This is a genomic window from Enterococcus thailandicus (assembly GCF_001886265.1).
GTDB lineage: Bacteria > Bacillota > Bacilli > Lactobacillales > Enterococcaceae > Enterococcus_B > Enterococcus_B thailandicus.
The window spans coordinates 1-25,694 of the sequence record NZ_JXLE01000007.1 but is presented as its reverse complement, the minus strand read 5'-3'; the positions used below and the strand labels follow the sequence as shown (position 1 = coordinate 25,694).

The 25,694-nt window shown below is 36.7% G+C and carries 27 protein-coding genes; 8 read left to right on the top strand and 19 right to left on the bottom strand.

From position 1 onward, the window contains the following. Positions 1–385 precede the first annotated feature (385 nt). From RV17_RS06340 to RV17_RS06305, 8 genes are all read right to left on the bottom strand, one after another. On the bottom strand, positions 386–1,771 hold the full coding sequence (locus tag RV17_RS06340) for an amino acid permease (protein WP_067485331.1): 1,386 nt from the start codon (positions 1,769–1,771) through the stop codon (positions 386–388). 36 nt (positions 1,772–1,807) lie between these two features. Continuing rightward, entirely contained in the window at positions 1,808–2,674 is an 867-nt protein-coding gene (locus RV17_RS06335) for a GRP family sugar transporter (protein WP_067485334.1), read from the bottom strand. 88 nt (positions 2,675–2,762) lie between these two features. After that, a complete protein-coding gene (gene sapS, locus RV17_RS06330) occupies positions 2,763–3,788 on the bottom strand; it encodes a two-component system sensor histidine kinase SapS (RefSeq protein WP_067485337.1) in 1,026 nt (341 codons plus the stop codon). A 19-nt stretch (positions 3,789–3,807) separates the two neighbouring features. Next, positions 3,808–4,482, bottom strand: coding sequence for a two-component system response regulator SapR (gene sapR, locus RV17_RS06325; RefSeq protein WP_067485340.1), 675 nt, complete (start codon positions 4,480–4,482; stop codon positions 3,808–3,810). Positions 4,483–4,662: 180 nt separating this feature from the next. Further along, positions 4,663–5,064, bottom strand: coding sequence for an organic hydroperoxide resistance protein (locus tag RV17_RS06320; protein ID WP_067485342.1), 402 nt, complete (start codon positions 5,062–5,064; stop codon positions 4,663–4,665). 74 nt (positions 5,065–5,138) lie between these two features. Further along, positions 5,139–5,345: a hypothetical protein gene (locus RV17_RS06315; RefSeq protein WP_067485345.1), complete on the bottom strand. Its 207-nt coding sequence runs from the start codon at positions 5,343–5,345 to the stop codon at positions 5,139–5,141. A 216-nt stretch (positions 5,346–5,561) separates the two neighbouring features. Beyond that, complete coding sequence (locus tag RV17_RS06310; RefSeq protein ID WP_071868774.1) at positions 5,562–6,017, bottom strand: arginine repressor; 456 nt, start codon at positions 6,015–6,017, stop codon at positions 5,562–5,564. Positions 6,018–6,099: 82 nt separating this feature from the next. Beyond that, positions 6,100–6,723 carry a GyrI-like domain-containing protein gene (locus RV17_RS06305; protein WP_071868773.1) on the bottom strand — a complete coding sequence of 208 codons (624 nt, stop codon included), beginning with the start codon at positions 6,721–6,723 and terminating at the stop codon, positions 6,100–6,102. Between the two features lie 255 nt (positions 6,724–6,978). On the opposite strand from RV17_RS06305, the gene RV17_RS06300 reads away from it, so the two are divergent. Beyond that, on the top strand, positions 6,979–8,346 hold the full coding sequence (locus tag RV17_RS06300; RefSeq protein WP_071868772.1) for an MFS transporter: 1,368 nt from the start codon (positions 6,979–6,981) through the stop codon (positions 8,344–8,346). 77 nt (positions 8,347–8,423) lie between these two features. After that, complete coding sequence (locus RV17_RS06295; protein ID WP_071868771.1) at positions 8,424–9,536, top strand: NAD(P)/FAD-dependent oxidoreductase; 1,113 nt, start codon at positions 8,424–8,426, stop codon at positions 9,534–9,536. A 183-nt stretch (positions 9,537–9,719) separates the two neighbouring features. Here RV17_RS06295 and RV17_RS06290 read toward each other — a convergent pair whose 3' ends face one another. The 7 genes from RV17_RS06290 to RV17_RS06260 form a co-directional block, all read right to left on the bottom strand. Further along, on the bottom strand, positions 9,720–11,369 hold the full coding sequence (locus tag RV17_RS06290; RefSeq protein ID WP_071868770.1) for a phosphoenolpyruvate carboxykinase (ATP): 1,650 nt from the start codon (positions 11,367–11,369) through the stop codon (positions 9,720–9,722). 220 nt (positions 11,370–11,589) lie between these two features. After that, positions 11,590–12,195: an aggregation-promoting factor gene (apf, locus tag RV17_RS06285; protein ID WP_067485361.1), complete on the bottom strand. Its 606-nt coding sequence runs from the start codon at positions 12,193–12,195 to the stop codon at positions 11,590–11,592. Positions 12,196–12,597: 402 nt separating this feature from the next. Further along, positions 12,598–13,761: a tRNA epoxyqueuosine(34) reductase QueG gene (gene queG, locus RV17_RS06280; protein WP_071868769.1), complete on the bottom strand. Its 1,164-nt coding sequence runs from the start codon at positions 13,759–13,761 to the stop codon at positions 12,598–12,600. A 60-nt stretch (positions 13,762–13,821) separates the two neighbouring features. Beyond that, positions 13,822–14,571: a hypothetical protein gene (locus RV17_RS06275; protein ID WP_071868768.1), complete on the bottom strand. Its 750-nt coding sequence runs from the start codon at positions 14,569–14,571 to the stop codon at positions 13,822–13,824. A gap of 259 nt (positions 14,572–14,830) precedes the next feature. After that, entirely contained in the window at positions 14,831–15,763 is a 933-nt protein-coding gene (gene efaA, locus RV17_RS06270; RefSeq protein ID WP_067485370.1) for an Mn/Fe ABC transporter substrate-binding lipoprotein EfaA, read from the bottom strand. Then, positions 15,750–16,604 carry a metal ABC transporter permease gene (locus RV17_RS06265; protein ID WP_071868767.1) on the bottom strand — a complete coding sequence of 285 codons (855 nt, stop codon included), beginning with the start codon at positions 16,602–16,604 and terminating at the stop codon, positions 15,750–15,752. The genes efaA and RV17_RS06265 overlap by 14 nt, the downstream gene beginning before the upstream one ends. Beyond that, the gene (locus RV17_RS06260) at positions 16,601–17,344 is read right to left on the bottom strand and encodes a metal ABC transporter ATP-binding protein (RefSeq protein ID WP_071868766.1); all 744 of its coding nucleotides are present in this window, start codon (positions 17,342–17,344) and stop codon (positions 16,601–16,603) included. The genes RV17_RS06265 and RV17_RS06260 overlap by 4 nt, the downstream gene beginning before the upstream one ends. Positions 17,345–17,594: 250 nt before the next feature. Here RV17_RS06260 and RV17_RS06255 point away from each other — a divergent pair, with 250 nt between their 5' ends. Then, positions 17,595–18,968 carry an amino acid permease gene (locus RV17_RS06255; RefSeq protein WP_067485379.1) on the top strand — a complete coding sequence of 458 codons (1,374 nt, stop codon included), beginning with the start codon at positions 17,595–17,597 and terminating at the stop codon, positions 18,966–18,968. Between the two features lie 82 nt (positions 18,969–19,050). Here RV17_RS06255 and RV17_RS06250 read toward each other — a convergent pair whose 3' ends face one another. From RV17_RS06250 to RV17_RS06245, 3 genes are all read right to left on the bottom strand, one after another. After that, a complete protein-coding gene (locus RV17_RS06250) occupies positions 19,051–19,956 on the bottom strand; it encodes a peptidoglycan-binding protein LysM (protein ID WP_095803410.1) in 906 nt (301 codons plus the stop codon). 108 nt (positions 19,957–20,064) lie between these two features. Then, positions 20,065–20,238, bottom strand: coding sequence for a hypothetical protein (locus tag RV17_RS13430; protein ID WP_169819325.1), 174 nt, complete (start codon positions 20,236–20,238; stop codon positions 20,065–20,067). Next, entirely contained in the window at positions 20,235–20,903 is a 669-nt protein-coding gene (locus tag RV17_RS06245; protein WP_067485382.1) for an NAD(P)H-dependent oxidoreductase, read from the bottom strand. The genes RV17_RS13430 and RV17_RS06245 overlap by 4 nt, the downstream gene beginning before the upstream one ends. A gap of 155 nt (positions 20,904–21,058) precedes the next feature. Here RV17_RS06245 and RV17_RS06240 point away from each other — a divergent pair, with 155 nt between their 5' ends. Then, complete coding sequence (locus RV17_RS06240) at positions 21,059–21,331, top strand: hypothetical protein (RefSeq protein WP_071868765.1); 273 nt, start codon at positions 21,059–21,061, stop codon at positions 21,329–21,331. Between the two features lie 84 nt (positions 21,332–21,415). Here RV17_RS06240 and efp read toward each other — a convergent pair whose 3' ends face one another. Next, positions 21,416–21,979 carry an elongation factor P gene (gene efp, locus RV17_RS06235; RefSeq protein ID WP_067485388.1) on the bottom strand — a complete coding sequence of 188 codons (564 nt, stop codon included), beginning with the start codon at positions 21,977–21,979 and terminating at the stop codon, positions 21,416–21,418. 428 nt (positions 21,980–22,407) lie between these two features. Here efp and RV17_RS06230 point away from each other — a divergent pair, with 428 nt between their 5' ends. The 4 genes from RV17_RS06230 to RV17_RS06215 all read left to right on the top strand — a co-directional run bounded on the left by RV17_RS06230 (position 22,408) and on the right by RV17_RS06215 (position 25,635). Then, positions 22,408–23,325, top strand: coding sequence for a PLP-dependent cysteine synthase family protein (locus tag RV17_RS06230; RefSeq protein WP_071868764.1), 918 nt, complete (start codon positions 22,408–22,410; stop codon positions 23,323–23,325). An 11-nt stretch (positions 23,326–23,336) separates the two neighbouring features. Further along, positions 23,337–24,488, top strand: coding sequence for a cystathionine gamma-synthase (locus RV17_RS06225; protein WP_071868763.1), 1,152 nt, complete (start codon positions 23,337–23,339; stop codon positions 24,486–24,488). A gap of 116 nt (positions 24,489–24,604) precedes the next feature. Beyond that, positions 24,605–25,063, top strand: a complete 459-nt coding sequence (locus RV17_RS06220; RefSeq protein ID WP_067485396.1) for an S-ribosylhomocysteine lyase — start codon at positions 24,605–24,607, stop codon at positions 25,061–25,063. Positions 25,064–25,158: 95 nt separating this feature from the next. Beyond that, entirely contained in the window at positions 25,159–25,635 is a 477-nt protein-coding gene (locus RV17_RS06215; RefSeq protein WP_067485398.1) for a glutathione peroxidase, read from the top strand. The last annotated feature ends 59 nt before the right edge of the window (positions 25,636–25,694 follow it).

Sequence of the window (25,694 nt, the reverse complement as noted above, 5' to 3'; positions counted from 1 at the left end):
CTTGGGAACACCGTGGATAAAGGTTGTGGCTCCAAGCGGTCAGCTCCGAAAAATAAAAAGCAACTGGCAAAATAGCTTTTCATATTTTTGGTCAGCTACAGATTATTTCGAGGAGTTGCTTGGGGAACACCGTGGATAAAGGTTGTGGCTCCAAGCGGTCAGCTCCGAAAAATAAAAAGTAACTGGCAAAAATAGCTTTTCATATTTTTGGTCAGTTACAGATTATTTCGAGGAGTTGCTTGGGGAACACCGTGAATAGAGGTTGTGGCTCCATTAGCATCAATAAATAAGCCCAGAATTACTTCTGAAACACCATTTCTTTGAAAAAAAGGGTTGTGACAAAATCATTGTCACAACCCCTTTTTCATTGTCATTTATTCAATTATTACTCGCCTTGTTGTTGATTCATAACGCTATTTTTATACCCGTAAGTAAAGTAGATAAGCAAGCCAATCACCATAACGATTGCAAAAACGATCCACGTAATCGCCTGTAAACGTAACATCAATACCACACAAGTCAAAATAGAAATCACCGGTAGAACTGGTACAAACGGCACTTTGAATTCTCCCGCTTTTGGTTGACCAAATTGCTTTCTTAATTTCAACAATCCTAAACTTACCAGAATCAAGTAAGTTAACGCAGTGATATTAGTTAATTCAGCTAAAATATCAAGTGGAAATGCCCCAGCAAAAAAGACTGCTACCACACCGGCTGTATAAGTTGCTTTTTTAGGTGTCCGATGTTTTTCGTCAATCTCCGTCATGTATTTTGGCAACAAACCATCTTTACTAATCGCAAATAACAATCTGGCTAAAGAATACATCATTGAAATCGTCACTGTTAATAACGTCAGTATCGCTCCGACTGCAATAATTGCCCCGACTGTATCATGGCCTACATAACGCATCGCAAACGCTACTGGATCACTCACACCTAATTCTGTAAATGGTACAATTCCTGTTAAAATCAACGTCACTACAATGTATAAAACTGTCGCAATTAAAATCGAACCAATAATTCCTCTTGGAACATCTTTTTGTGGATTTTTCACTTCCTCAGCTGCCATTGCTACCGCATCAAAACCTAGAAAGGCAAAAAAGACTAGTGCCGCCCCATCTAACACACCTGAAAAACCAAATGGCGTAAACGGTGTCCAATTTGCAGGTTTTACAAAAAAGATTCCTACAACAATAAATAAAGCAATAATTCCAAATTTAACAAATACCATTACATTATTTAAACGCAAAGCTTTCTTTGCTTCCAATGAAACGATATAAGTTACAAACACGACAACTAAGATCGCAATTAGATCCAGATACGTACCCTTTCCAGGATTATATCCTCCGGTTAATGCTGTCGGTAATTCCACACCCAGACTAGCCAAAAATCCTTGAACATATCCAGACCAACCAGATGCAACTGATGATACAGCTAGTAAAAATTCGCCTATCAGCAACCAACCAGTCAACCATGCAATGAATTCCCCAAATACGACGTACAGATACGCATATGGCCCACCAAGTATTGGTACGCGTGATGCAAATTCAGCAAAACTTAGTCCTGATAGAATAACAACAACTGCCGCTAGAACGAACGAAAGTGACAGTGCTGGGCCTGCATTTTGATTGGCCGCAACTCCTGTCACTACAAATATTCCGGTTCCGATGATTGCACCAATACCTAGCATAATCAAATCCGTTGTTTTTAATTCTTTTTTCATACCACTCGTTTGATTGAGCTCGATCTTTTTCTTACGAAATAAATCCATTGAAGTTCCTCCCCATTTTAGGTTGGAAAACAGTAATTAAACTGTTTTCATATACCCTAAAAGGATACCACCTAAAATGACTAGAAGGCAACCAACAATCACGTAAACCATTTCTTTTTTGGTTTTGTGTTCGCCTAAAATGAAAATACCACCTAAAGTTGAGATGATGATTCCCATTTGTGATAAAGAAAACCCTACTGCTAAGCCTAGTGATTTAACTGTTAACAACATACAAATATTACCGATTCCCCAAAGTAAGCCAGAAATCATGTTTTTCCAAACAAATTGATCGATTTTAACTTTTTTAAAGGCAAAGAAACTTGCACCTAAAATCATCCCAACACTTTGTGGCAAGATAATTGACCATGCGTCAAGATGTGCCCAAGTAATGATAATCGTGTAGACGCCATAACCTAATGTTGAATAGATTAATGCTCTAAAACCCTTTCCAAAATCAAGCATTTTATTATCCGTGTTTACTTTTCCGTCCTCATCTTGGCGGGCAGTCAAATAAGCACCGCTTACAAGTAACGCTAAAGCAATAAAACCGTAAATAAAATCTTTTGTTTGCGTCCATTCATGGAAGAACACCGCGCCCGCAATCGTATTCAAAATCAATTGAAAACCAGTTGATAATGGCAAGCCAACAGATACACCCATAAATTTCATTCCATGGAATTGACCGTTTTGACCAACGCTCCACGCTAAACCAGATAAAAATCCGATCAAGAAAATCCAAGGGGTAATTACTGGATTTACTACAAAAAATAAGACTAAAGAAAACAAGAATGCACCTATGGTCATTCCTAAAGTTTGTTGATTGGCATCGCCACCAATTTTTCCGCTGACTAAGCCGATACTTCCCCAAGCAAGCATAGGGATTAATGCTATTAATATTTCCATAACTTTTCTCCTTTTATTTCACATGTAAAGAAACTTATCAGGGAAAACGTTAACAACACAAGCAAATTTTTTCTTTTCTAACGATTTTCTAACGTTCTTCATTGTAGAAATTTAAGGTTGGAAATAAAATAGTCATCGTTGTACCATGATTTTGGATTGAATCCGCGGTTAATTTCAGACCTAATTTTTCTGCCAGATTCTTTGCTAAATACAGACCTAAACCTGTTGAATGCTGCTGCGTCAAGCGGCCATTGACACCTGTGAAGCCCTTGTCAAAAATTCGTTTTACATCTTCAGTAGGGATACCAATTCCAGAATCTTTCACCGCTAAAGTTACTCCCTGAGCCGTTGTTTCGATTAAAATCATGATTTCTCCATGATTTGGTGTGTATTTGATTGCATTACTTAATAATTGTTTGAAAATAAATGCAACCCATTTCGCATCGGTTAATACCACGGCATCCTCGCCAATAATCTCATAACGGATTTGTTTTTGAATAAAATAATTGGCTTGACTGCGAATCACAGGTTGGATAATTCCTTTCAAGCTATACTCTTGGATTAAATAATCTCTCGAAAAACTATCTAAGCGTGCGTAGTATAACACTTGCTCAACATACTCATCAATTTTTGACAGCTCATTTTCTAATAACATATACTTTTTATCATCAATATCAAATTCAACCGAACGCACCAACAATTCTGAAGCTGCTAAAGGCACTTTGATTTCATGCACCCATGAATCAATGTAATCTTTTTGATCCTGTTGATTACTGATTGCTTGCTGCATCAGTTCTTGATGTTCTCGAATCAGTTGATTGATATATTCTTCAACTAGCTTCTCTTCTTCCGTATGACCGCCCTCTAAGTAACTTTGCAAAGGAGAATGTTCTTTCACGTTTGCCAAATGTGCCCACCAGCGACGTTTTCCGAGGTAACCACCTAATAAATAAAATGCTAAAAAAACACTTTGGATAACAGTCAGATAAGCAATCGTTTCCCAATCAACTACGATATTAGGCGCTAACCACATAACGAAAGCTGTCAATATCATGAAAAAAAGCCAGCCTAAAATTAAAGACCATTGATCTTTTAAATACCTAAAAAAATTCATTGGCTATTGTCCGCCCTTTCTAAGGAACAATATATCCTTGTCCAACTTTTGTTTCAATGTAGCCCATGATTCCGGCTTGTTCGATTTTTCTTCGCAAGCGATTGATATTCACGGTCAACGTATTGTCATCAACAAAACGTTCATCATCCCACAAAGCGCGCAATAACTTTTCACGACTTAAAATTTTCCCATGTTGCTTCATTAAAATAAATAATAATCGATATTCATTTTTACTTAGATCAATGATTTCTCCGTCAATTTCCATACTGCCATTATCAACGTTTAACGTGATGCCATTATGACTCATCATTTCACTAGACAGCTCCGTATAATTGTAAGATCGACGCAATAGCGCGTTGATCTTAGCAATCAACACGTCCACTTGAAATGGTTTGGTTACAAAATCATCTGCTCCCATATTCATTGCCATAATCATATCCATATTCGTATTACGGCTTGAGATAAAAATAATTGGTACTTTTGATACTTCGCGAATTTTTTGACACCAGTAATAACCATCGAAAACTGGAAGATTGATATCTAATAAAACTAATTGCGGTGCTTCTTCTTCAAAATCCGAAAAAACTTGATTAAAATCAGTTGTTCCAAACGTTTCAAATTGCCACTTTTCTAACTCTTCCATAATTAGCTGACGAATGACTTCTTCGTCTTCGACTACCATGATTTTTGCCATCGACTAATCCTCCCACTTTCTCTTCTTGCATCTACAATAGCAAACCCCACAGCCCATGACAACTGTGGTTTCCGTTTCTTTATAATTGATTATAAATGTTTGAACGATTAAAAAACAAAAAAACGTAAAAACTGACAGCTAAGTCAGCTCTTACGTTCAAATATTCTTTCATTAATACTATTAAACAAGGTCTACTTGTACTTCGATATTTCCCTTAGTTGCTTTTGAATAAGGGCAAAATTCATGTGCATCATCAACTAATTTTCGTGCTTCTTCTTCACTAACACCTTCCACATGAGCTTCTAGAACAACACCAATTTGGTAGCCACCATCATCTAATGTGTAAAGTGAAACGCGTGCTTTAACTGTTGAATCAGCATCTAAGCCTGCTTCTTTGACCATGTGCTGTAATGCACCATTAAAACATGAAGCATATCCCGCTGCAAATAATTGTTCAGGATTTGTTCCCTCCGCATGGATTCCTGGTGGTGTGATCTTCATGTGCATTGAACCATTTGGTGCTTCGACTGAGCCTTCTCGCCCACCATGGTTAATCATCGCTGTTTCGTATAATTTTTTCATTGTACTACTCCTTTCGACTTTCTTACTACACTTCTAGTGTAAGCCTATTGGAGACGTTTATTCAAAGAATCTGCTCATTCAAATGCTAAAATGCCATCTTCAACTAGTTTACCAAAAAACATAAAAATACCACTTGTAAATAACAACGTCATGTTTGTTCCAAAATAAATAGCTAATTTTTCTAGATAATCCTTAATTTTATTGATTTTAAGATACATATATACTAAAAAATTTACTCCATACACCAACACAGTCAAAAAAATAATCATACCCGTCATCATTTTTTCCTCCTCCTCCATTACCAGAAAACGAACAAACTTCCCCACCTTTTGACTTCTTTCTTGCCCTAACTCAGATAGATCTTCCAGCCACTCAAGACCACTTTTAGAACGCTTTCATAAATAAGTCCTGCAAATAACTACCAAAAATTCAAGCTCACAATCTTTGTGTCAAAAACGGTTCTAGCTATTACTACTACTTATTATTTGGCTTTGGCGTTATTCGCGCATACTTTCTAATTTTTCGGCGAATGCTTGTGCTTCACTTTCTGAACGACAAACGACGATAAATGTATCAAAGCCTGCAATTGTCGCTGCAACTTCTGGATAAGCAACTTCATCCAACCAGTTTGTTACCACATCTGCTCCATTTTTTTCAGTTAACACAACAACCATAAATTGGACTGTCTCAATTCGTAAAACTTCTCGCTTAACGGCAGAGCGCAAACGTTGCTCATTTAACGAAACGGATGGTTGACTAAAAAGAGAATAACGAACACGTTGCTCTTCGTCTTGAACCTTAATCACTTTCATTTCACGAATATCACGAGAAATTGTTGCTTGAGTTGCACTAACACCCGATTCCTCTAATCGTGCACGCAACTCTTCTTGCGTGCTAATTGGATATTCTGTAATTATTTGGCGAATCAATGCCTGTCGTTGACTTTTTTTCATCCTGGACACCTCTCTCATCCATAATTATAACAAACTTACTCAATCATTTGCGTGTTTACTTTAGAAATTACTTCTGATTCGCCTATTTTTTTGCAATGCGCACACGTAAAATTGTTTTTCGTTTTTCTGGTGCCACTCTTCTAGGATCACTTAGATAGATTTCTTTATGCTCTTTGGATACTCGATAATAGCCTTCTTCTTCAAGAAAAGCGGTTAATTTTTCAAAACTCTCCTGCTCTTCATCATAAGAACCAATGTGTAAAATTTGTCCAACTACCCCTTCTTCAATCACCTCGAATTGTAATTGTGTAAGCAAATCTTCGGGAATTTTTTTTGCCGAACGCTCAATTGCAAGCTGGGCAATCTCTGGTGTCACGAAATCAGGTTGTTTAATCATCAATTGATAAGCAAAATGGTCTTTTAGCATCACTTTTTCCTGCAAATACTTTTCTTGTAATCCCCATTGACCTTCTAATGGATAGACAGTATAGGGTTGATAACCAGGAATGTTCCAATTATTTTTCGGTGACATTTTAATTGCATAACTCACTGGATACAATGTCCCAATACGTCGTTGGAAATCTTCTTGGTTTGGATCTCCTACACCTTTAATTGTGAAAAAATTTTGTTCAGGCAATTCTAAAATCTGTGGTTTTTTTGTTACCCGATAGCCTGGTTCAGCTTTACGCCATTCAATTTTATCCATTTTGTTTTTCTCCTACCCTTGCTTTATGTATTTACGATTTTTTTGATTTGTTTCCATTTTCACACTCCATTCAATCATAACCTTTTTGAGGATCCTTGACTAATCTTATTGACATAAAATTTGAGTCTATGCTAAAATAATCCCAGCAAACAATCGTACAGATAACACGTAAATGCGTGTCGAGAGAGAGGCGGTTTCTATTTTTTAATAGAAATCTTCTCTCTTTTTTTGCGAAATTTTTAAGAGGTGAAATGTATGACAAAACAAAAAGAACTACTACTTGTTCCCGCAGTAATTGCAACTGGTATTATGTCCTTCGCAGGTGTTCTGATTGAAACTGCGATGAACGTAACTTTTCCAACGCTGATTAATCAATTTGATTTGACAACGGCTCAAGTCCAATGGGTAACAACGATTTACTTATTGATGATTTCAATCATCGTGCCGTTATCAACCTATTTAAACCGCAATTTTAGTATTCGAAAATTATTTTTATTTTCAAATTTTCTGTTTCTTGCTGGTATCTTAGTTGATTTTTTCTCACCAACTTTCATGATTCTCCTAATGGGGCGCCTATTACAAGGGATTGCGACTGGTATCGCGCTTCCATTGATGTTTCATATCATTTTGACGTATGCACCCATGAATCGCCGTGGTACGATGATTGGTGTCGGAACATTGACTACTGCAATTGCTCCGGCTATTGGACCAACTTATGGTGGAATTTTGACCTCCGCTTTTACTTGGAATCACATTTTCCTATTCCTTGTACCAGTTTTACTGATTTCATTAGTGATTGGTCTATTCTCCATCCCAGAAACAAGTGTAGAAAAAGGTGGCCACTTAGATTTTCTTAGCGTACTAGGGTTATGTTTACTTTTCAGCGGTGCTTTAACCTTCCTGAGCACGATTGGTCAGCTAATTAGTTGGCTTGCTTTGATTATCGCAATCATTGGTTTCTTTTTATTCTATCAACGTTCGAAAACAATCGAGCAACCATTGATTCGTTTATCGATTTTATCTAACAAAACCTTCCGATTATTTCTATTTAGTTTCTTAATTTATCAATTTCTATTACTTGGTGTTTCATTTGTCCTACCAAATTTCATTCAAATCGTTCAGGGAGATACTGCCTTTATCGCTGGTTTGTCCATGCTTCCGGGAGCCGCAATCGGTGCGATTTTATCTCCATTCTCTGGAAAATTACTCGACCAACATGGACCTAAAAAACCAATCTTAGTTGGTTTGATCTTATCCTTCATTGGTTGGTTGGCGCTCGTTCTATTGATTGGTCATGCTTCTTTGATTTGGTTAGTGGCTTGTCATGTTTTCTACATGATTGGTATCGGACTTTCCTACAGCAATATGATGACTACTGGGATGAACGCCTTAAGCGAAGAGTTACAAGGAGATGGAAATGCGCTATTCAACACTCTTCAACAATTCTCTGGTGCGATTGCTACATCACTGGTAGCAATCATTATCAACCTTGTACAAGACCATTCCACTTTGAATTATGAAGCGGCTACTACTTTAGGTTCAAAAGCAGCACTCGGTGTTTTACTTGTCTTGCTGATTATCAGCTTTGCTCAATTCATGCCTTACTATTTAAATAAAAAATAAAATTAAACGAAAGAAGATGGGTGTTTGCATCCATCTTCTTTTTGTGTAAGAATGAGAACGAAAAAGGAGGCTCTTTTATGGAAAAAATTGCCATTATTGGCGGTGGAATCATCGGTATGACCCTCGCAAATTACTTAGATACAACAAAATTCGAGGTCACTTTATTCGATGACGCTACTGGTCAAGCAACAAAAGCCAGTGCAGGAATAATTTCTCCTTGGCTTTCCAAAAGACGGAACAAACAGTGGTATCAACTAGCAAAAGATGGTGCTGCTTTCTTCGATAAATTGATTCAAGATTTCCAACTGGATTCAACCATTTATGATCGTTCAGGAACTCTTTTATTACGTCCTCAAGAAGACTTAATTTCACTTGCAGAATTAGCGGAGGAACGCAAAAAGGAAGCACCAGAAATCGGTGATATCGAACTACTAACACCAACTCAAACGGCCACTAAACTTGAACTGCTTAAACCAGCACCTTCACTTCATATCAGTGGTGGAGGAAAACTTGACGGCAAAGCTTATTTAACGCAACTAGCAAAACGATTAACCCATCAGCAAGTGGCAATTATCAATGATCGCGTTTCGTTTCAACCAAAAGGTGATGCATGGTTGATTCAAGGCGATTTTGGTGAAAAACTAGTTGATCGAATCATTCTTACTCCGGGTCCCGCATTAAAACCTTTGCTGGAAACAATTGGCTATACAGTTGATATTCGACCTCAAAAAGGACAATTATTAGTTTTTGACTCTCCATATCAACACAGTAGCGAATGGCCTGTAGCAATGCTTGATGGTGAAGCTGATTTTATTCCGTTCATGTCTGGTAAAATTTTGATTGGTGCCACGCATGAAAACGACGGTGGTTGGGACTTAGCTCCTACTAAAACAGCTTATGAAATGCTTACTACTCACACGAAACAATTTTTAGCAAAACCGGAGCAACTAAACGATTGGCACTATCATTTTCGTGTGGGTACTCGTGCATATACGTCTGATTTTTCACCATTTTTCGGTTCGGTTCCAGATGATCCCACCTTATTAGTTGCAACCGGGCTAGGTTCCTCTGGTTTAACAACAGGTCCTTATATCGGGTATTTGTTAGCGGACTACCTAAACACGGGAAATTGGCAGGACAAAAATTATCAAAAAGAAATAAAAACTTATATCTCGAAGTCAGTTAGTTGAGTGTGAGTTAAAAAAAGAGCGGACATCTGTCTCGCTCTTTTTTGTTCTTCTTGTTCACTTGATAGGTCAATCAATCATTAATTTACCCCAAAAAATTTGTTAAAATCATCTCTTTCTCCTATACTGCAAACCAATATGTTGTCTGCTCTCAAAAGATGACTGTTTGATTTCCACAAGCTCTCTTTATTTCTTCAACTTTTTCAATAATCGTTCCAAATATTCCGTTGCTTCAGCAGGAAGTTCATGGTATCCCTCTAAAAGCTCTGCTTGTTCTTGCAAAAATTGATTTCTTGAACTCAACCGCTGATACAAACGTTCTTGATAAGTTACCTCATTAAATCGCTCAGAAAATCCAGCTATCGGTAAATAAGACAATTCTGTTAACTTTCCTAGTGGCAGAAATTGCACTTGTTTTTTAGCAATACCCTCTACACTTTTCAACGTGATTTCAGGTGTAATTTTTTTTTGGTCAAAAAATCCTGTATTTAAAATATAGCAATCGGTGTTTTGTTGCTCAAACAGCTCTTTAAAAGCTTGATAGTCTTCAGCTAATGGATATACTCTAAATGGATTAGCGTATGGAACGAAGACTAGCTGATCCACTTCTTCTTGATTTCGAATGTTTTCTGCACTTGACCGTTTTGTTGCTAATGTTGCACCGAAAATTGCGGCTAAGATAGGATCATTCATTTTAACAACCGGCGGAAAAACATCATCTTTCATAATCCAAAAAACTGCGTCGATTTTATCATCTAAATGATCTACACGATTTGGCGTAACAAATCGTGATTTGATTGCCCGACCATTGCCATTACGAATATCTTCAGTCACCAATACTTTTTTCCCAGAGTCATTCAGCGTAACCCCCACATTTTGACAGGTTAAAAATGATGCAATTGTTGGATCATCTGAAGCATAGTCTTGTGTTTTATCAAAGTAGGCTGGCTCAAGTGCCGTGGTTGATCCTTTTGTTTTTGAGATGACAAACGCATCATCATGCAGCACAGTTACTACATCATCTGCGCGTTTTGCTAACGTAATCGTTGACTTTCCAGAACCAGATAAGCCAAAAACGGCCATCGTGTAATGATGTGATGGAAATTGATATTGCTTCAGTCCTCCATGACACGCAATGAAACCATTTCGATTTGCTAGCGCCCAAGCAAGAGTCAGCGTTGCTTTTTTTAGCTCACCAAAGTAACGTAGTCCCAAAACAGCTGCTACATTATGCACAGCATCAATCAATACCAAGCCATCAGGAAACGCTGGGTTTTGCCATTCTGGATCAGCAAAGATGTACAAGTCGCCCTCATGATATGTTTGCGAATGCTGATACTCGTTTTCAATTTCTGCTGTTAACGCTTGAAAGTTCAATAAATACGAGTATAGATTATTCTCAAAACCTTCAGGAATCAGCACATGTGCTTTAACTGAAAATTCCTGGTCCAACCCAACAATGACTTCACCATGATAAAACTGACGTGTTCTACTTTGATAAATTGCTTCCCGTAAAATTTTTTCATACTTCACTTGGTTAATCTCTGGTTCACCGATTACCCTACGTGCTGCCGCAGTTCGACCAACAACTTCACCATCATTAAAAACTAAAACTTTGCTATCTTTTGGAAGTTTTAACTCTTCTGTGTGAGAGACAGCTAAATCTGTCACGATCGTCCCAGGACTATTAGCTGCTAACTGATATGCTTGTGCTAAATGCTCGATCACTTGTACATTATTTCCATAAAATGCTGTTTCAATAATTACTCGAATACTCGAAAATAAGCTGCTCTTTGAGTTGATTGCTGCTTGTGGATATCCCGTTATCGTACTCATCCGCTCACCATCCCTTTTTTAAACCAAAAATAGAAAACGCTTTATAACTATTATATCTCAGCACTATTTTTTTGTCTTACGGCATCCCTCATCCGCTCCTCTACACAATTAGATATGTAAGAATAGCAATTATTTTTTTGAAAAACAAAAAAAACCAAGAAAATCACTAGAAAGTAATTTCCTTGGCTTCAACTATTTTGGTTTCAGTTGATTACTCGACTTAGTACCAGCCGTTTGATAACCAGAATGCTTTAGCAGCATCCCATGAACCGTAGCGTGATGATACATATTCATCAGCAACACGTTCTTGGTTAGCAGCTGAGTAGTCACCATTTAAGTATGATGAATCTAATTGGTAACGTCCGATGTAACGTCCGTTAGTAGCTGTATAAGAACCGCTTGATTCTCTTTGAGCGATCCATTCTTTTGCATCACTTGTTGAAGCTGCAGGAGCTGCTGGTGTTGCAACTACTGGTTCAACAGTTTCAACTGGTGCAACGTATGTATATTGTTGAGTTGCTTGTTCAGTTGCTGCTGTTTCTTGTTTAGTTTCAGTTTTTACTTCTGCTTTAGTTGAAACTTCGCCTGATGTTGGGATAGTTAATTCTTCACCAACGTAGATACGGTTAATATCAGAAATAGAATTTTTTTCTGCAATTGTGTTAATTAAAGAATTGTCACCTGCAAATTGTTGTGAAATTGTAGATAAAGTGTCACCTGATTTGACTGTATAAGTTTCGTCAGCATGAGCTTCTGTAGCTCCCACAAACATTGCAGCACCTGCAGCAAAAGTTGTTCCTAAAACGATCTTCTTCATTGAATTCATATATTAAACTCCCTCATGTCCTCTTAGTTTCTTTCAACGTCATTAACTTTAACATTTGAAAATATTTCATAGGTAAAAGAATGATGACATTTGATGACAAAATGACATTTTTTTTAATATTTGTAACATTTCACTAGTCTGCCCTCTCAGACTAAAGTCGTAGAAACCGTTGGTATCAAAGAAGAAAACATTTTCATCAACCCGTGTGTTTTTTCACAAAAACTCGACATTTTGTAACATTACAACGAAAATTTTAGAAGAAAAATGCATTTTTTTTTGCTTAAATAACGAATTTCAGTCAAAAAACAACAAAAACAGCAAAAAAGTCAGTAATTGTTACAACAATTACTGACTAAAAATGAATGAATTAGCAAAAATTAGGCAAATCCTTGCACTTTTGAGCTATTTCTGTTTTTTTCTCTGCTTCGTTTGTAAAATTTCGATTGCTTTTTCAAATTCTAGCTTCGCTTCTTCATCTGTTTCTTTCGCCAATGAGTCTTGCAGAACTGTTAACCATTCTTCTGGAGCTTTCGCACCCAAACGTCCGATTGCCCAAGCGGCCGTTCCACGAATCACTGGACGGACATCTTTGAGACAAGCAGCAATCTCCGGTAATGAGTCTCGATCGCCGAGGTTTGCTAAGGCAATCAATGCATTTCGTTGAAGTGGCTTTTTCCCACGCCACGAACCAGCTAGATGACCAAATTGTTGCTTAAATTCTTTATTAGAAATAGAAAGCATTGGTTTTAGTTTAGGGTATACTTCATCAACTTTTGGCTCCATCTCTTCATGGAAATGAAAATCTTTTCCTTTATTATATGGGCAAACTAGCTGACAGATATCACAACCATAAATGACATTACGCATCTTTTTTCGATACTCTTCTGGCATCAACCCTTTTGTCTGGGTCTGATAAGACAAGCATCTTTGGGCATTCATTCGCCCATCTCCAAGCAGCGCTTTCGTCGGACAGCCGTCGATACAACGAGTACAATCCCCACAACCAAACACACCTGGTTCATCCGGTTCAAAAACAATATTTGTAACAATTTCACCTAAATAAACAAAAGAACCAAACTCTTCCGTAATCAGCAGACCATTGCGTCCAATAAAACCTAAGCCAGCTCGCTGTGCGACTGCTACATCAATCAACTCTCCTGTGTCTACTTGTGGAGCAAAGCGCCACTCTTCCTCTGCTTGCCACTGTTTTCCGCGTGTTGTAATAAATTCAATCAAACGATTTAAACGATCTCGCAGAATATCATGATAATCGATTCCCCAAGAAGCACGAGCAAATTGCCCTCTTTTTTCATCTTTTGGGATTTCCTCATGAATTTTTGTGGGATATGCCAATGCAATTGAAATAATAGATTGAGGTTGATCAAATGTTTTTTCTGGATAAAGTCGTTCTTCAATTACTGGATGCTCAAAACCAGAAGTATGCCCTGCGGCTTTTTGTTCTTCCAGTGATTCTCTCAAGTCATCAAAAGGCTCCGCAGTCGTGAACCCGATTTTATCAATACCCAAGCGTTTACTTTCGCGAATGATTTCTTCCTTTAAAGTCATAAATTTCCTCGCTTATTTCATTTTTCTTCTATATTAAGTAATAGATTATTGGTAGCAAGATTACCGACTATATAATCCATAATATAATTTTTCTTTTTTTAATTGGACGAACTCAATTTGTTGATCAGCGACTTTCTTTTCCTTTAGCCAACGATTACGAGTAACAAAAACTTCCCAATAATTCGTTGAGATTAGCTTTTTTTTGTCATCCAATGCTTGGAAGAAGTTCCAAGAGACTGGTTTTGTATTCAACAATTGATGTAAACGTACTTGCTCTGTTTGAGGAAGTTCTGATAAATCTCGAGAGTATAACACATCTTCATGTAAGTTTTTTTGTTGCGTATAAGTAAATGTTTGTGGTATTTTTCCTGGTCGTGCTACTAACATCAACTGGTTATAATAGCTATTCATTAACTTACTGTGTGCAATAAATGAACTCTTATAATACGCTGCTTGGATTTTCTGAATAACATTTTCAGTACCAATGACAGAAAAAAGTGCTGGCCAAGCTTTCGTTTGAACTTCTTGATTTTGCTTGACCAAGACTCCTGGTATAAATCCAACTGCAGAAATGAAAACAAAGTAACCAATTCCGGCCGTTTCATCTAGTGGCTGAAACTCATCAAAAATCCACTTTCCAATGTAACGTTCTGGTTCAACTGCGTCATCTGTTGCATTCGCTATGAATAATTTTGCCATCTCGGTTTCAAGAAATTGAAGGTCTTGGTCTTTTTTAGTTGCTTCTTGTTGGTCAAGCAAACGAAAGACGTCTTCTTTAATTTGATGCTTATCTTTACGTGTGAAATTCATAGCTACACCTCTCCTTCTTACCCTTAACTATAACGGAAATCGAAAGAAAAAAACATTATTACACTAAAAAAACGCGAAAAAAAATTATGATCCAAAGTAACTAGCTCATTGAATTAAAAAAGAACTTTTCGAAGATGTTTTTTCTTTTTTCGAATAACTATCTATCATTGATACTTCCTTTTGCTATCCATATACGAAAACAGAAAAAGGTTGAACTAAAACAAAAGAATGTTTTAGTTCAACCTTTTGGATAATGAATTTATTTTGATAACCCATCATGAATTGCTTCAATATTCCATTTCATCATTCCATAGTAAGAATCACCTGTTTCACCTGATTTGGCTACTGAATCTGTAAATAACTTTTCAGCGATAGGAACACCGGTTTCTTTCGATACACGTTCCATGCTCCGAGGATCGACACTCGACTCTACAAACAAACCAGGGACTTTTGACGCTTTGACTTGGTCAATAATTGCAGACATTTGATCGGGTGTTCCTTGACTTTCTGTATTGATTTCCCAAATGTAAGCGGCTGGTAATTGATACGCTTTTGAAAAATATTTAAATGCACCTTCACTGGTGACTAGTAACTTTTTCTCCTCACTGATCGTAGCAAATGACTCTTTTGCTTGTTGATCCAATGATTCAAGTTTTTTACGGTATTCTTGACTGTTTTTTTCATAAACTTCTTTATTCTCAGGATCTTTTTCGCTCAAAATTCGAGTGATTTCTTCAACATATTTGATTCCATTAGACACATCCAGCCATGCATGCGGGTCTGCCTGTGTTTCTTGACCAGCACTTGTTAAATAAAGTGGCTCTACTTCACGACTAACGGCAAAATAATCTTCATCTTCGACTTTTTTAGCAGTTTCCATCAAATTATTGAACCAACCATTCCCTGTTTCCAAATTCAGTCCATTATACAAGATAACTTTTGCATCACTAGCTTTTTTGATGTCTTCTGGTAAAACTTCATACTCATGTGGATCAGTTCCCACGGGCACGATACTATGAATCGTTACCTTGTCTTTTCCAACTTCTTTTGCCATGTCTGCCAGAATTGAATTTGTCGCAACAACAGTTAGTTTTCCATCTTTCGTTTGTTCTGATTTCTCGCTCTTTGCTGAGCAACCTACTAGGAAAATTCCTAGTGCGAATAACAAGATTAGTAATTTAGATTTCTTCATTTGTTTGCTCCTTTCTTTGAAACAAAATGCCTTTTGTTGGTGAAAATAAAAATGCTAGGGCAAAAAACACAGCTGATGCCAACACGATCGTTGCCCCTGAAGGTAAGTTATAACTGTAACTGAAAAATACACCCACGATTGCGCTCAACACACCAAAACTCGCAGATAAAGCAATCATTATAGATAAACGATTCGTTAACAAGTACGCTGTTGCAGCTGGTGTAATCAACATGGCAATCACCAAGATTGTTCCAACTGTTTGGAGACTCACTACAGCAACTAAAGTTAAGAAAAACATCAATGCGTAATGAATAAATGTTGTGTTTAACCCATAGGCTTTTGCCATCATTGGATCAAAAGAAGTAATTTTCAATTCCTTATAAAAAATGAAAATAAATAATAAGACAACAGCACTAACGATTGCCGTGAGATATAAATCACTCTCACGAACAGCTAGAACATTACCAAATAGAATATGATAAAGATCAGTTGCACTTTGAGCAAAAGAGATAAGAATGATTCCTAATGCAAAAAATGAACTAAAAACAATCCCGATTGCCGTATCATTTTTTAAGCGACTCTTTTGTGTGACAAAACCAATCAATGCAGCAGTCAGCACACCAAAAGCAGTTGCGCCCAAAATATAACTAAACCCAAACATATAAGAAATTGCCACTCCGGGTAAAACTGCATGAGAAATTGCATCCCCCATCAGAGACATTCCGCGTAAAATAATAAATGAACCGATCACTCCTGAAGCTAATCCGACTAAAATAGATGTAATCAATGCATATTGTAAAAATTGATAATTGAATACCCCCTCAACAAATGACTGAATCATGCTTGTTCCCCCTTTACCAACTGGCCAATTACTTCACCATAAGCTAACTGCAGATTATTTGAAGTAAAAGTTTCTTGAACCGTCCCAGCTGCAATCAGCTCACGATTTAATAAAATTACTTCATCAAAGTATTCAGTTACTTTATGCAAATCATGATGAACAATCAAAATTGTTTTGCCTTCTGCACGCAATTCTTGTAAAATCGAAAAAATCTTTTTCTCACTAACAGCATCGATTCCCACAAAGGGTTCATCTAAAAAGATCCATTCCGCACCCTGTGTCAATGCCCGTGCAATAAACACTCGTTGTAATTGACCACCAGATAGTTCACTGATTTGTCGATTAGCAAATTTTTCCATTCCGACTTTGACTAGCGCCTGTGCTGCTCGTTCTTTCTCCAGTTTTCCTGGTCTTTTTCCAATCCTTAGCGAAGGATACGTTCCAAGTAATACCACACCAAAAACATCAATTGGAAAAGATAGATCCATTGCACTTCGTTGTTCAACGTAAGCAATTTTTTTCCGAACCTCTTTTACAGATTGACCTGAAAACGTCACCGTACCAGAAGATTTGGGAATTAATTCTAACAAAGATTTCATAAAAGTTGATTTCCCCGCACCATTCAGTCCAATAATTCCTGTCATTTTTTCTGATTGAATCGTTAAAGATATATTTTTTAAAGCGATCTTTCCTTGGTACGCAACGGAAAGATTCTCTACGCTGATTGTTGGTTTCGCCATCCTAAGCACTCCTTTTTAGGTTTACCTAACTTTTTATTCAAAGATAGTTTAACTCATTAAGAAAACATTTTCAACAAAAAACTTTGCAATTAAATTAAATTTCTTCTCGCGTTTTTTGAATCCTTTCTGTAAAATCACATCAAGAGATTAATTTAATAACTGTTTTTATTTATCAATAATTTATTTTTTTGACTGATAAATTTAATCAAATGTGTTGGCTTATTCTCTAAATTATGAAAGGAGTTTTTGTATGGAAGAAGGAAAATTAAATCGAAGTCTTAGCGCACGTCATATTCGAATGATCGCGTTGGGAGGAACAATTGGCGTTGGATTGTTTATGGGTGCCTCTTCAACCATTCGCTGGACTGGTCCCTCTGTAATGATTGCCTATGCTGTTGCTGGCTTGTTTTTATACTTGATTATGCGTGCATTAGGCGAGATGCTTTACGTTGACCCTTCTACAGGTTCATTTGCTAATTACGCGAGTGATTACATCCATCCAGTTGCTGGTTACTTAACTGCTTGGAGCAATATCTTTCAGTATGTCGTAGTTGGAATTAGTGAAGTCATTGCCGTTGGCGAGTATATGAATTATTGGTGGCCAAATTTGCCAACCATCATTCCTGGTATCGCTGTGATACTTTTCTTGATGTTAGCTAACTTGTTTTCAGTAAAAGCCTTCGGTGAATTAGAATTTTGGTTTTCGATGATCAAAGTCGTAACGATCATTTTGATGATTGTGGCTGGTTTAGGCGTTATCTTCTTTGGCTTTGGCAATCATGGTCAACCTATTGGTATTTCAAATCTTTGGAAAAATGGTGGCTTCTTTACCGGTGGCGTGAAAGGTTTCTTTTTTGCTTTATCCATCGTGATAGCTTCTTATCAAGGAATTGAGTTAATCGGGATGACTGCTGGTGAAGCAAAAAATCCACAAAAAACAATCGTTGAAGCTGTTCAATCTACCATTGGACGCATTCTTATTTTTTATATTGGTGCTATTTTTATTATCGTAAGTATTTATCCATGGAATCAGCTTGGTGAAATCGGGTCCCCATTTGTTCAAACATTCGCGAAAATTGGGATTACTTTTGCCGCTGGATTGATTAACTTTGTGGTAATCACTGCTGCCTTATCTGGCTGTAACTCTGGTATTTTCAGCGCCAGTCGCATGATTTACACATTGGCAGTTAATGGAAAAATGTCGAAGCGTTTCTTAAAACTATCTCGTCATGGTGTTCCATTTTATCCAGTTGTTGCCATTTCAGGAGGTATCTTGATTGGTTTGGTCATCAATTATTTGCTACCAATGTTTGTTACTCACTCTGAAAATATTTTTGTCTTTGTTTATAGTTCAAGTATTTTACCAGGAATGATTCCTTGGATTGTCATTTTAATCAGTGAAATCAAATTCCGTAAAATCCACGCTGAACAAATGACAAAACATCCATTCAAAATGCCATTATCCCCTTACACCAATTATTTAACTTTAGCATTTTTAGCTATTATTCTTTGTTTCATGTTTATTAACCCTGAAACAAGAATTTCCTTGCTTATTGGGTTAGCCTTCTTGTTTTTAATGACGATTCATTACTTTCTTCGCGAAAAACGCTTGAAGAAAGCTTAAACAACAAAAAAACTGCGAGTCTGTTCTACTCTTGGAAAGGGGACCTTTCTAGAGTTAGTAACATCTCGCAGTTTTTTATTGCTTATTGCAATTGAAGTACAGCACCAGGCGTTAAGAAATAATCATCCATCGTCATTCCATTCAATGCTAAGATTGTTTCGACTGGTACACCTGTACGTTGTGCAACTTGATTGGGGCCTTCACCAGCTAATACAACAGTTGTTGCAGATTGATTCGTTGTAGTTTCTGACGTATCAGTCATTTGATTACTTGTTGTTTCAGCCGTTTGTTCGGTAGTTGAAGTCATTGTTTCTTCTGAGGTTGAACTACTTGTTTCCTGTTTGTTTGCTTCTTCAGCTTGCAGCGCACTACTCGTTCGTAAATAAATATCTGATATTTTTGCTACTTCAGTTGTGTATTTACTTGATAGCTGGTCAACCAAAGAATTAATATCGACAGTTGAGGAACTATCTGCTTGATGTGCAGCTTTTAATTTGCTGATTCCTTCATTTGAAATTGCTTGTAGTGCTAATGCTTTCTGATTAGCAATCGAAGATAATCCTGCAACCCCATTTTGATTTGATTGAATTTCTGTTTGATATTCATCAATCAATATTGGTGTTTGTTCAGTCAACTTCTCTGAGTAAGTCGTCAAAATCGTTTGTAGTTCATCTGCTGACTCTTTATCTGTGCTACTCGTTTCTGTTGATGATTTTGTTGAACTATCGGTTGTTTTTGTCGCTTTTTTACTTTGTTTTTTCTTCGCTTTTTTTTCATTTTTTTGCGTTGAAGAAACAGTTGTTTCAGGTGTTTCTTTGGCACTAGAAGTTGATTTTCCGAACTGCGTCAATCCCAAGACTGAGCCGCCAATCACCAAGACTGATACCAAACAGGCACCAATAATCAACAATCTTTTTTGCATTCGTTGCTTTTGCTGACGCCTTCTAGACATCCGAACATTTTCATCTCGTTCATTTTTGTTTTTCAATAAGTTCACCACCAATAATTTATGTTAAAAATAGTGTTATGCCTTATCCTCATTGTAACAAATAACAATAGTTATGCACATTTTTTTCTTAAAATTTTCTAATCCTTTTTACCACTCACGATGATTCCATGATTTTCCATCAATTTCTCCCTGCAGTTGAGCGATGCGCTCGTCGCTTTCTTTGACTAATTTTTTCAATTCAAATAACAAAGCAGCATCCTCATAATGAACATTTTTTTCATTCAGCTCGTCAATTTGTTGCTGTAACCACTCACTACTCATTCATTTTCCTCCTTTAATTCACCCAGTGTGAAGGTCAAGTCTTCGATCATCTCCTGTTGTTCTTTTAAGCCATCTAGGAGATAGGATTTTTGCGGTTCTGAAAAATGCGTATTTTTTTCTATTTGTTCAAGAAACCAGTTGATTCGCTGAACAAGACTTGGTTTTCCAGTTAAAGAAAGATATTGCTGATAAGCAATTAAGCGTTCAAATCGTATCTCTGAAGTCTGATACATAAATTGTGCTAATACGAATGGAGGCAAATAATTCATTTGAAATTTGTGTGCAATTCGTTGATATGGTCGCAAAAATTCAGACAGCGTGAACTCTTCTTTTCCGCCTGCTTGATATTCTTTTTCTGCAACACCAGTCGTTACTACAACACCAAAATCTTTTCCTTTTAGCACTTTACTTGCTTTAGCCAACACTGTGTCTTGCCATATTTTTAAATGTGCAGGTGCGCTATACCAATAAAGAGGAAATTGGAAAATGATTCGCTCGTGCGTTGCTAACAACGCTAATTCGTCATTTTGGTTGATTTCTCCGGCTGGATAGACAGATTCTAAATGATGCCATGTAATCGAAAGCGATTGAGATGCCTCTTTAAAAAATTGTTGATTCAATGATTCTTGAAGATTGGGATGGCTGACAATTACTAAGGTCTTCATCACGATTACGTCCTTTCTTCTTCGTACTGTTTCATAGTTTAGCATAACAAATAGACTTAGTTGATCATTATGCCTCAGCTTCAGCAAGACGTTTTTTACCCCACTCTTTTTTGATAGGTATATAATAAAATTATTAAAGCAAAGAGGCGAGAAATATGAAAACTGTAACAGCAAAAGAAATAGAAGATTATTTAACCAATCGTTTGGGTGGAATTAGCGTAATTGACATCCATATTGAATTTCCAAACGATCTTCAAGCATTTCATATTGAAGGTGAAAATGACTACTATCTCTTACAAGATGCCCAAAAAATGTATCATTTACTTGATGGGAAACGTGAGGAAAAATTAGTAGGAGAAGATCCCGAAAAATTTTTAGCGCATGTCATTCAACTAATTACCAATGAAGATACCACTGTCACTTACTAATCATTTAAGCTTGAAAATGATTTTCTCCTTATAAAAAAGTGCCGCAAAGACCTGAACAGATCTTTGCGGCACTTTTTTATTTCATTATTTTGAGGCACGTTTGATATAAGAACCTTCAGTTGTATTGATTTCTAATAACTCATCTACTTCAACAAAGTCAGGAACGTTGACAACTAAGCCAGTTTCCATTGTTGCTGGTTTACCTGAACCAGTTACTGTTGCACCTTTGATTGAAGGTTGTGTTTCAACAACACGTAAAACAACAGTTGTTGGTAATTGCACACCGATTACTTCGCTGCCGAAAAATTGAATTTTTACTTCCATATTTTCTAGGATGTATTTCATTTCTTCTTCAACTGTTTCAACAGGAATCTCATATTGTTCATATGTTTCTAGATCCATGAAGAACGCTGTGTCATCCATTGTATACAAGTATTGAACAGCTTTTGTATCAATGTGTGCTTTTTCAAATTTTTCTTCTGGGCGGAAAGTTGTATCATATGTTGCACCAGAACGAACATCTTTTAGTTTCATACGCATAACTGTATTTCCTTTACCAGGTTTGTGGTGACTTGCGTCCAAAACTTTAATTAATTTTCCATCTTGTACAAATGTCATACCGGCTTTTAAATCGCTTGCTGAAATCATTTAAATTGCTCCTTTTTTGTTTATCATCATCTTTTTTATTGTATCAAACAACAGTGGATAAGACTAGCAAATCTTCATTTTTATCTAGCAACACTTCTTCATTTGATTCTGTGATTCACATTATCATGCACTCTATCCAATTATTCCTATCACTAAAAATCACCGAATACTTTGACTCTGACATTTTTTCATGCTATTTTTGATAAAAATATTACTGGAGGAACAGACATGATGAACACACAAAGTAACTTCAATCAATTGATTACTTGTTGTTGTATGGTGCAAAAAAGTAGCATACTATTTGCCGTGTCTATTAATTGCCCTTCATAATTTACGTGTACTCTCTGGAAAAGCACGAATAATTTATGATATCTAGGAGCTGATTTAATAGTCAGCTCCTTTTTTTATCGAATTTTTAGGAGGAAGCTATGATATTAACAACGATTCATGATTATATTGGCAAGACACCTTTATTTGAGTTTACGCATGATGCTTATGAAATACCAAAAGATTCAAAAATCTATGCGAAACTTGAATATTTGAATCCTGGAGGTAGCGTTAAAGATCGACTTGGTTTTTATTTGATTGAACAAGGTTTGAAAACTGGCAAGATCAACCAAGACACAACGATCATTGAGCCAACCGCTGGCAATACCGGAATTGGTTTAGCCTTAGCTGCTTTAAACTACCATTTAAAAACTATTTTTGTAGTACCAGAAAAGTTTAGTATTGAAAAACAACAACTTATGAAGGCACTTGGTGCAGAAATCATTCATACCCCTACTTCACTTGGAATGGTCGGTGCTATCAAAAAAAGTCAGGAGTTAGCAGCCAAATTAGAAAATGTTTATCTCCCAAAACAATTTGAAAATCCTGACAATCCAGCAACTTATTATCACACACTTGGACCAGAGTTGATTGACGAACTAGCAGGAAAAATAGATAGTTTCGTGGCTGGAATTGGTAGTGGCGGAACTTTTTCTGGCACAGCAAGTTATCTTAAAGAACAGATAAGTGATATTCGACTAATTGGTGTTGAACCCGAAGGCTCTATTTTGAATGGTGGCAAAGCAGCTTCTCATGAAATTGAAGGAATTGGTGTAGAATTTATTCCTCCGTTTATTGAGTCTTTGCCTATTACTCGTTTTGAAACTATCTCAGATGAGGAAGGATTCTATTACACGCGTGCTTTAGCTAAAAATCAAGGATTATTAGTTGGTAGTTCAAGTGGTGCCGCTTTTGCAGCATCCCTCAAAGAAGTACAACAATTGCCTGCAGGAAGCACAATCGTAACCATCTTCCCTGATGCAAGTGATCGTTATCTGTCAAAAAATATTTATTTATAGGAGGAATAAAAATGCATATTCAAACAAAATTAATTCATGGTGGTATTAGTGAAGATCCAACAACGGGTGCTGTTAGTGTTCCAATTTATCAAACCTCAACTTACCGGCAAAACGGTGTTAGTCAACCAAAAAAATACGAGTATTCTCGTTCAGGTAATCCAACCCGATTTGCATTAGAAGAACTAATTGCAGACCTTGAAGGTGGAATCCAAGGCTTTGCTTTCTCGTCAGGATTGGCAGGAATCCATACAGTTTTATCACTGTTTGAACCTGGTGACCATATCTTACTCGGTGATGATGTTTATGGCGGAACTTTTCGATTAGTTGATAAAGTATTTTCTAAAATCGGTTTAGAATACACAATTATTGATACAAGTGATCTTAAACAAATTGAGCAAGCGATTCAACCAAACACAAAGGCACTTTATCTTGAAACACCAAGTAATCCACTCCTTAAAATTACTGATCTAAAAACTAGTCTTGCCATCGCAAAAAAACATAATCTATTAACAATCGTTGACAATACATTTGCGACACCTTATTTCCAACAGCCATTGGCACTTGGCGCAGATATCATTGTTCACAGTGGTACGAAATATCTTGGTGGACACAGTGATGTTGTTGCTGGTTTAGTCACCACTAATAAAGCAGACTTAGCGGAAAGAATTGGCTTTTTACAAAATGCGATGGGTGCAGTCTTAGGACCTCAGGATAGTTGGCTAATCCAACGTGGGATCAAAACGCTAAGTGTGCGAATGGAAGCACATCAAACAAATGCTTTAGCAGTAGCAACTTTTCTTGAGAATCATCCAGCTGTTGAAACTGTTTATTATCCTGGACTAACAAGTCATCCAAACTATCAGATTGCAAAAACACAAATGAGTGGTTTTAGTGGTATGGTCTCTTTTGACTTAAAAGAAGATGCAAAAGCAGTACCTTTTGTTGAATCATTAAAATTATTTATTCTAGCGGAAAGCTTAGGTGGCGTAGAAAGTCTAGTTGAGGTTCCTTCGATTATGACTCATGCTTCTATTCCAAAAGATAAACGTGAAAAAGCAGGAATCAAAGATGGGTTGATTCGTCTTTCTGTAGGTATCGAACATATAGATGATTTATTAGCAGACTTAACCCAAGCCTTAGTTAAAATGGAAAGTACTAAATAAATTTCTTCATTTATAGAAATAAGGTTAAAAATCAAAGATGTACCTATAACTTATTCTAAATAAATGTTAGAATTTAGCTATCACTACTGAACAAAAAATGAATCGAGGTAACTTACATGAAAATGAATGTTGAAAGTTTCAATCTAGACCACACAAAAGTAAAAGCACCTTATATCCGTGTTGCTGATCGCAAAACTGGTGAAAATGGTGACATGATCATCAAATATGATGTCCGCTTCAAACAACCAAACAAAGAGCATATGGAGATGCCAAGCTTACATTCACTTGAACATTTAACAGCTGAACTAATTCGTAATCATGCTGACTACATTGTGGATTGGTCGCCGATGGGCTGCCAAACAGGTTTTTACCTAACTGTGCTGAATCATGAAAGTTATGACGATGTACTAGATGTTTTAGAAAAAACAATGAAGGACGTTCTTGAAGCTACTGAAGTACCCGCAAGCAATGAAACGCAATGTGGTTGGGCTGCAAGTCACACTTTAGAGGGTGCGCAAGCACTAGCACGTGAATTCTTAGCAAAACGAGATGAATGGTCTGACGTCTTTGCATAATTTAACTAAAAAAACTGAGAGCTTTTAAACAAGCTTCTCAGTTTTTTTGTTCTATAATAAGTGTGTACTTACTCAATTAGTAAAGGAGAATTTTTATGACAGTTTATGATTTTGATGCAACTTTGGAAAATGGAACTACTTACTCTCTAAACGACTACCAGAATCATCCAATGATTATCGTTAATACTGCAACCAAATGTGGACTTGCTCCACAATTTGAGCAGCTTGAACAACTTTACACTACCTATAAAGAAAAAGGATTAGTCGTTTTAGGCTTTCCTTCCAACCAATTTAAACAAGAACTGGATTCTGCTGAAGAAGCGGCGCAAGCTTGTCGAACTACTTATGGTGTTTCATTTCCAATGCATCAATTAGTCGAATTAAATGGAGCAGCTGCTGATCCTTTATTCGCCTATTTGAAGGAAAATGCACCTGGTACAATGACTAACGCAATTAAATGGAATTTCACCAAATTTTTAATTGATAAAGATGGAACTGTCATCAAACGCTTTGCACCACAGACTTCTCCTGAAAAGATGATTGATGATATCGAAAAGCTTCTTGCTGAATAGTAAAAAGAATACAAAAAAACAGATGAGTTTAATCACTCATCTGTTTTTTACCGTTGCGT

What these genes read in the sequence shown, in the direction of transcription:
- RV17_RS06340 (WP_067485331.1), bottom strand. Translation starts at nt 1,771, where the DNA reads ATGGATTTATTTCGTAAGAAAAAGATCGAGCTCAATCAAACGAGTGGT.
- RV17_RS06335 (WP_067485334.1), bottom strand. Translation starts at nt 2,674, where the DNA reads ATGGAAATATTAATAGCATTAATCCCTATGCTTGCTTGGGGAAGTATC.
- sapS (WP_067485337.1), bottom strand. Translation starts at nt 3,788, where the DNA reads ATGAATTTTTTTAGGTATTTAAAAGATCAATGGTCTTTAATTTTAGGC.
- sapR (WP_067485340.1), bottom strand. Translation starts at nt 4,482, where the DNA reads ATGGCAAAAATCATGGTAGTCGAAGACGAAGAAGTCATTCGTCAGCTA.
- RV17_RS06320 (WP_067485342.1), bottom strand. Translation starts at nt 5,064, where the DNA reads ATGAAAAAATTATACGAAACAGCGATGATTAACCATGGTGGGCGAGAA.
- RV17_RS06315 (WP_067485345.1), bottom strand. Translation starts at nt 5,345, where the DNA reads ATGATGACGGGTATGATTATTTTTTTGACTGTGTTGGTGTATGGAGTA.
- RV17_RS06310 (WP_071868774.1), bottom strand. Translation starts at nt 6,017, where the DNA reads ATGAAAAAAAGTCAACGACAGGCATTGATTCGCCAAATAATTACAGAA.
- RV17_RS06305 (WP_071868773.1), bottom strand. Translation starts at nt 6,723, where the DNA reads ATGGATAAAATTGAATGGCGTAAAGCTGAACCAGGCTATCGGGTAACA.
- RV17_RS06300 (WP_071868772.1), top strand. Translation starts at nt 6,979, where the DNA reads ATGACAAAACAAAAAGAACTACTACTTGTTCCCGCAGTAATTGCAACT.
- RV17_RS06295 (WP_071868771.1), top strand. Translation starts at nt 8,424, where the DNA reads ATGGAAAAAATTGCCATTATTGGCGGTGGAATCATCGGTATGACCCTC.
- RV17_RS06290 (WP_071868770.1), bottom strand. Translation starts at nt 11,369, where the DNA reads ATGAGTACGATAACGGGATATCCACAAGCAGCAATCAACTCAAAGAGC.
- apf (WP_067485361.1), bottom strand. Translation starts at nt 12,195, where the DNA reads ATGAATTCAATGAAGAAGATCGTTTTAGGAACAACTTTTGCTGCAGGT.
- queG (WP_071868769.1), bottom strand. Translation starts at nt 13,761, where the DNA reads ATGACTTTAAAGGAAGAAATCATTCGCGAAAGTAAACGCTTGGGTATT.
- RV17_RS06275 (WP_071868768.1), bottom strand. Translation starts at nt 14,571, where the DNA reads ATGAATTTCACACGTAAAGATAAGCATCAAATTAAAGAAGACGTCTTT.
- efaA (WP_067485370.1), bottom strand. Translation starts at nt 15,763, where the DNA reads ATGAAGAAATCTAAATTACTAATCTTGTTATTCGCACTAGGAATTTTC.
- RV17_RS06265 (WP_071868767.1), bottom strand. Translation starts at nt 16,604, where the DNA reads ATGATTCAGTCATTTGTTGAGGGGGTATTCAATTATCAATTTTTACAA.
- RV17_RS06260 (WP_071868766.1), bottom strand. Translation starts at nt 17,344, where the DNA reads ATGGCGAAACCAACAATCAGCGTAGAGAATCTTTCCGTTGCGTACCAA.
- RV17_RS06255 (WP_067485379.1), top strand. Translation starts at nt 17,595, where the DNA reads ATGGAAGAAGGAAAATTAAATCGAAGTCTTAGCGCACGTCATATTCGA.
- RV17_RS13430 (WP_169819325.1), bottom strand. Translation starts at nt 20,238, where the DNA reads ATGAGTAGTGAGTGGTTACAGCAACAAATTGACGAGCTGAATGAAAAA.
- RV17_RS06245 (WP_067485382.1), bottom strand. Translation starts at nt 20,903, where the DNA reads ATGAAGACCTTAGTAATTGTCAGCCATCCCAATCTTCAAGAATCATTG.
- RV17_RS06240 (WP_071868765.1), top strand. Translation starts at nt 21,059, where the DNA reads ATGAAAACTGTAACAGCAAAAGAAATAGAAGATTATTTAACCAATCGT.
- efp (WP_067485388.1), bottom strand. Translation starts at nt 21,979, where the DNA reads ATGATTTCAGCAAGCGATTTAAAAGCCGGTATGACATTTGTACAAGAT.
- RV17_RS06230 (WP_071868764.1), top strand. Translation starts at nt 22,408, where the DNA reads ATGATATTAACAACGATTCATGATTATATTGGCAAGACACCTTTATTT.
- RV17_RS06225 (WP_071868763.1), top strand. Translation starts at nt 23,337, where the DNA reads ATGCATATTCAAACAAAATTAATTCATGGTGGTATTAGTGAAGATCCA.
- RV17_RS06220 (WP_067485396.1), top strand. Translation starts at nt 24,605, where the DNA reads ATGAAAATGAATGTTGAAAGTTTCAATCTAGACCACACAAAAGTAAAA.
- RV17_RS06215 (WP_067485398.1), top strand. Translation starts at nt 25,159, where the DNA reads ATGACAGTTTATGATTTTGATGCAACTTTGGAAAATGGAACTACTTAC.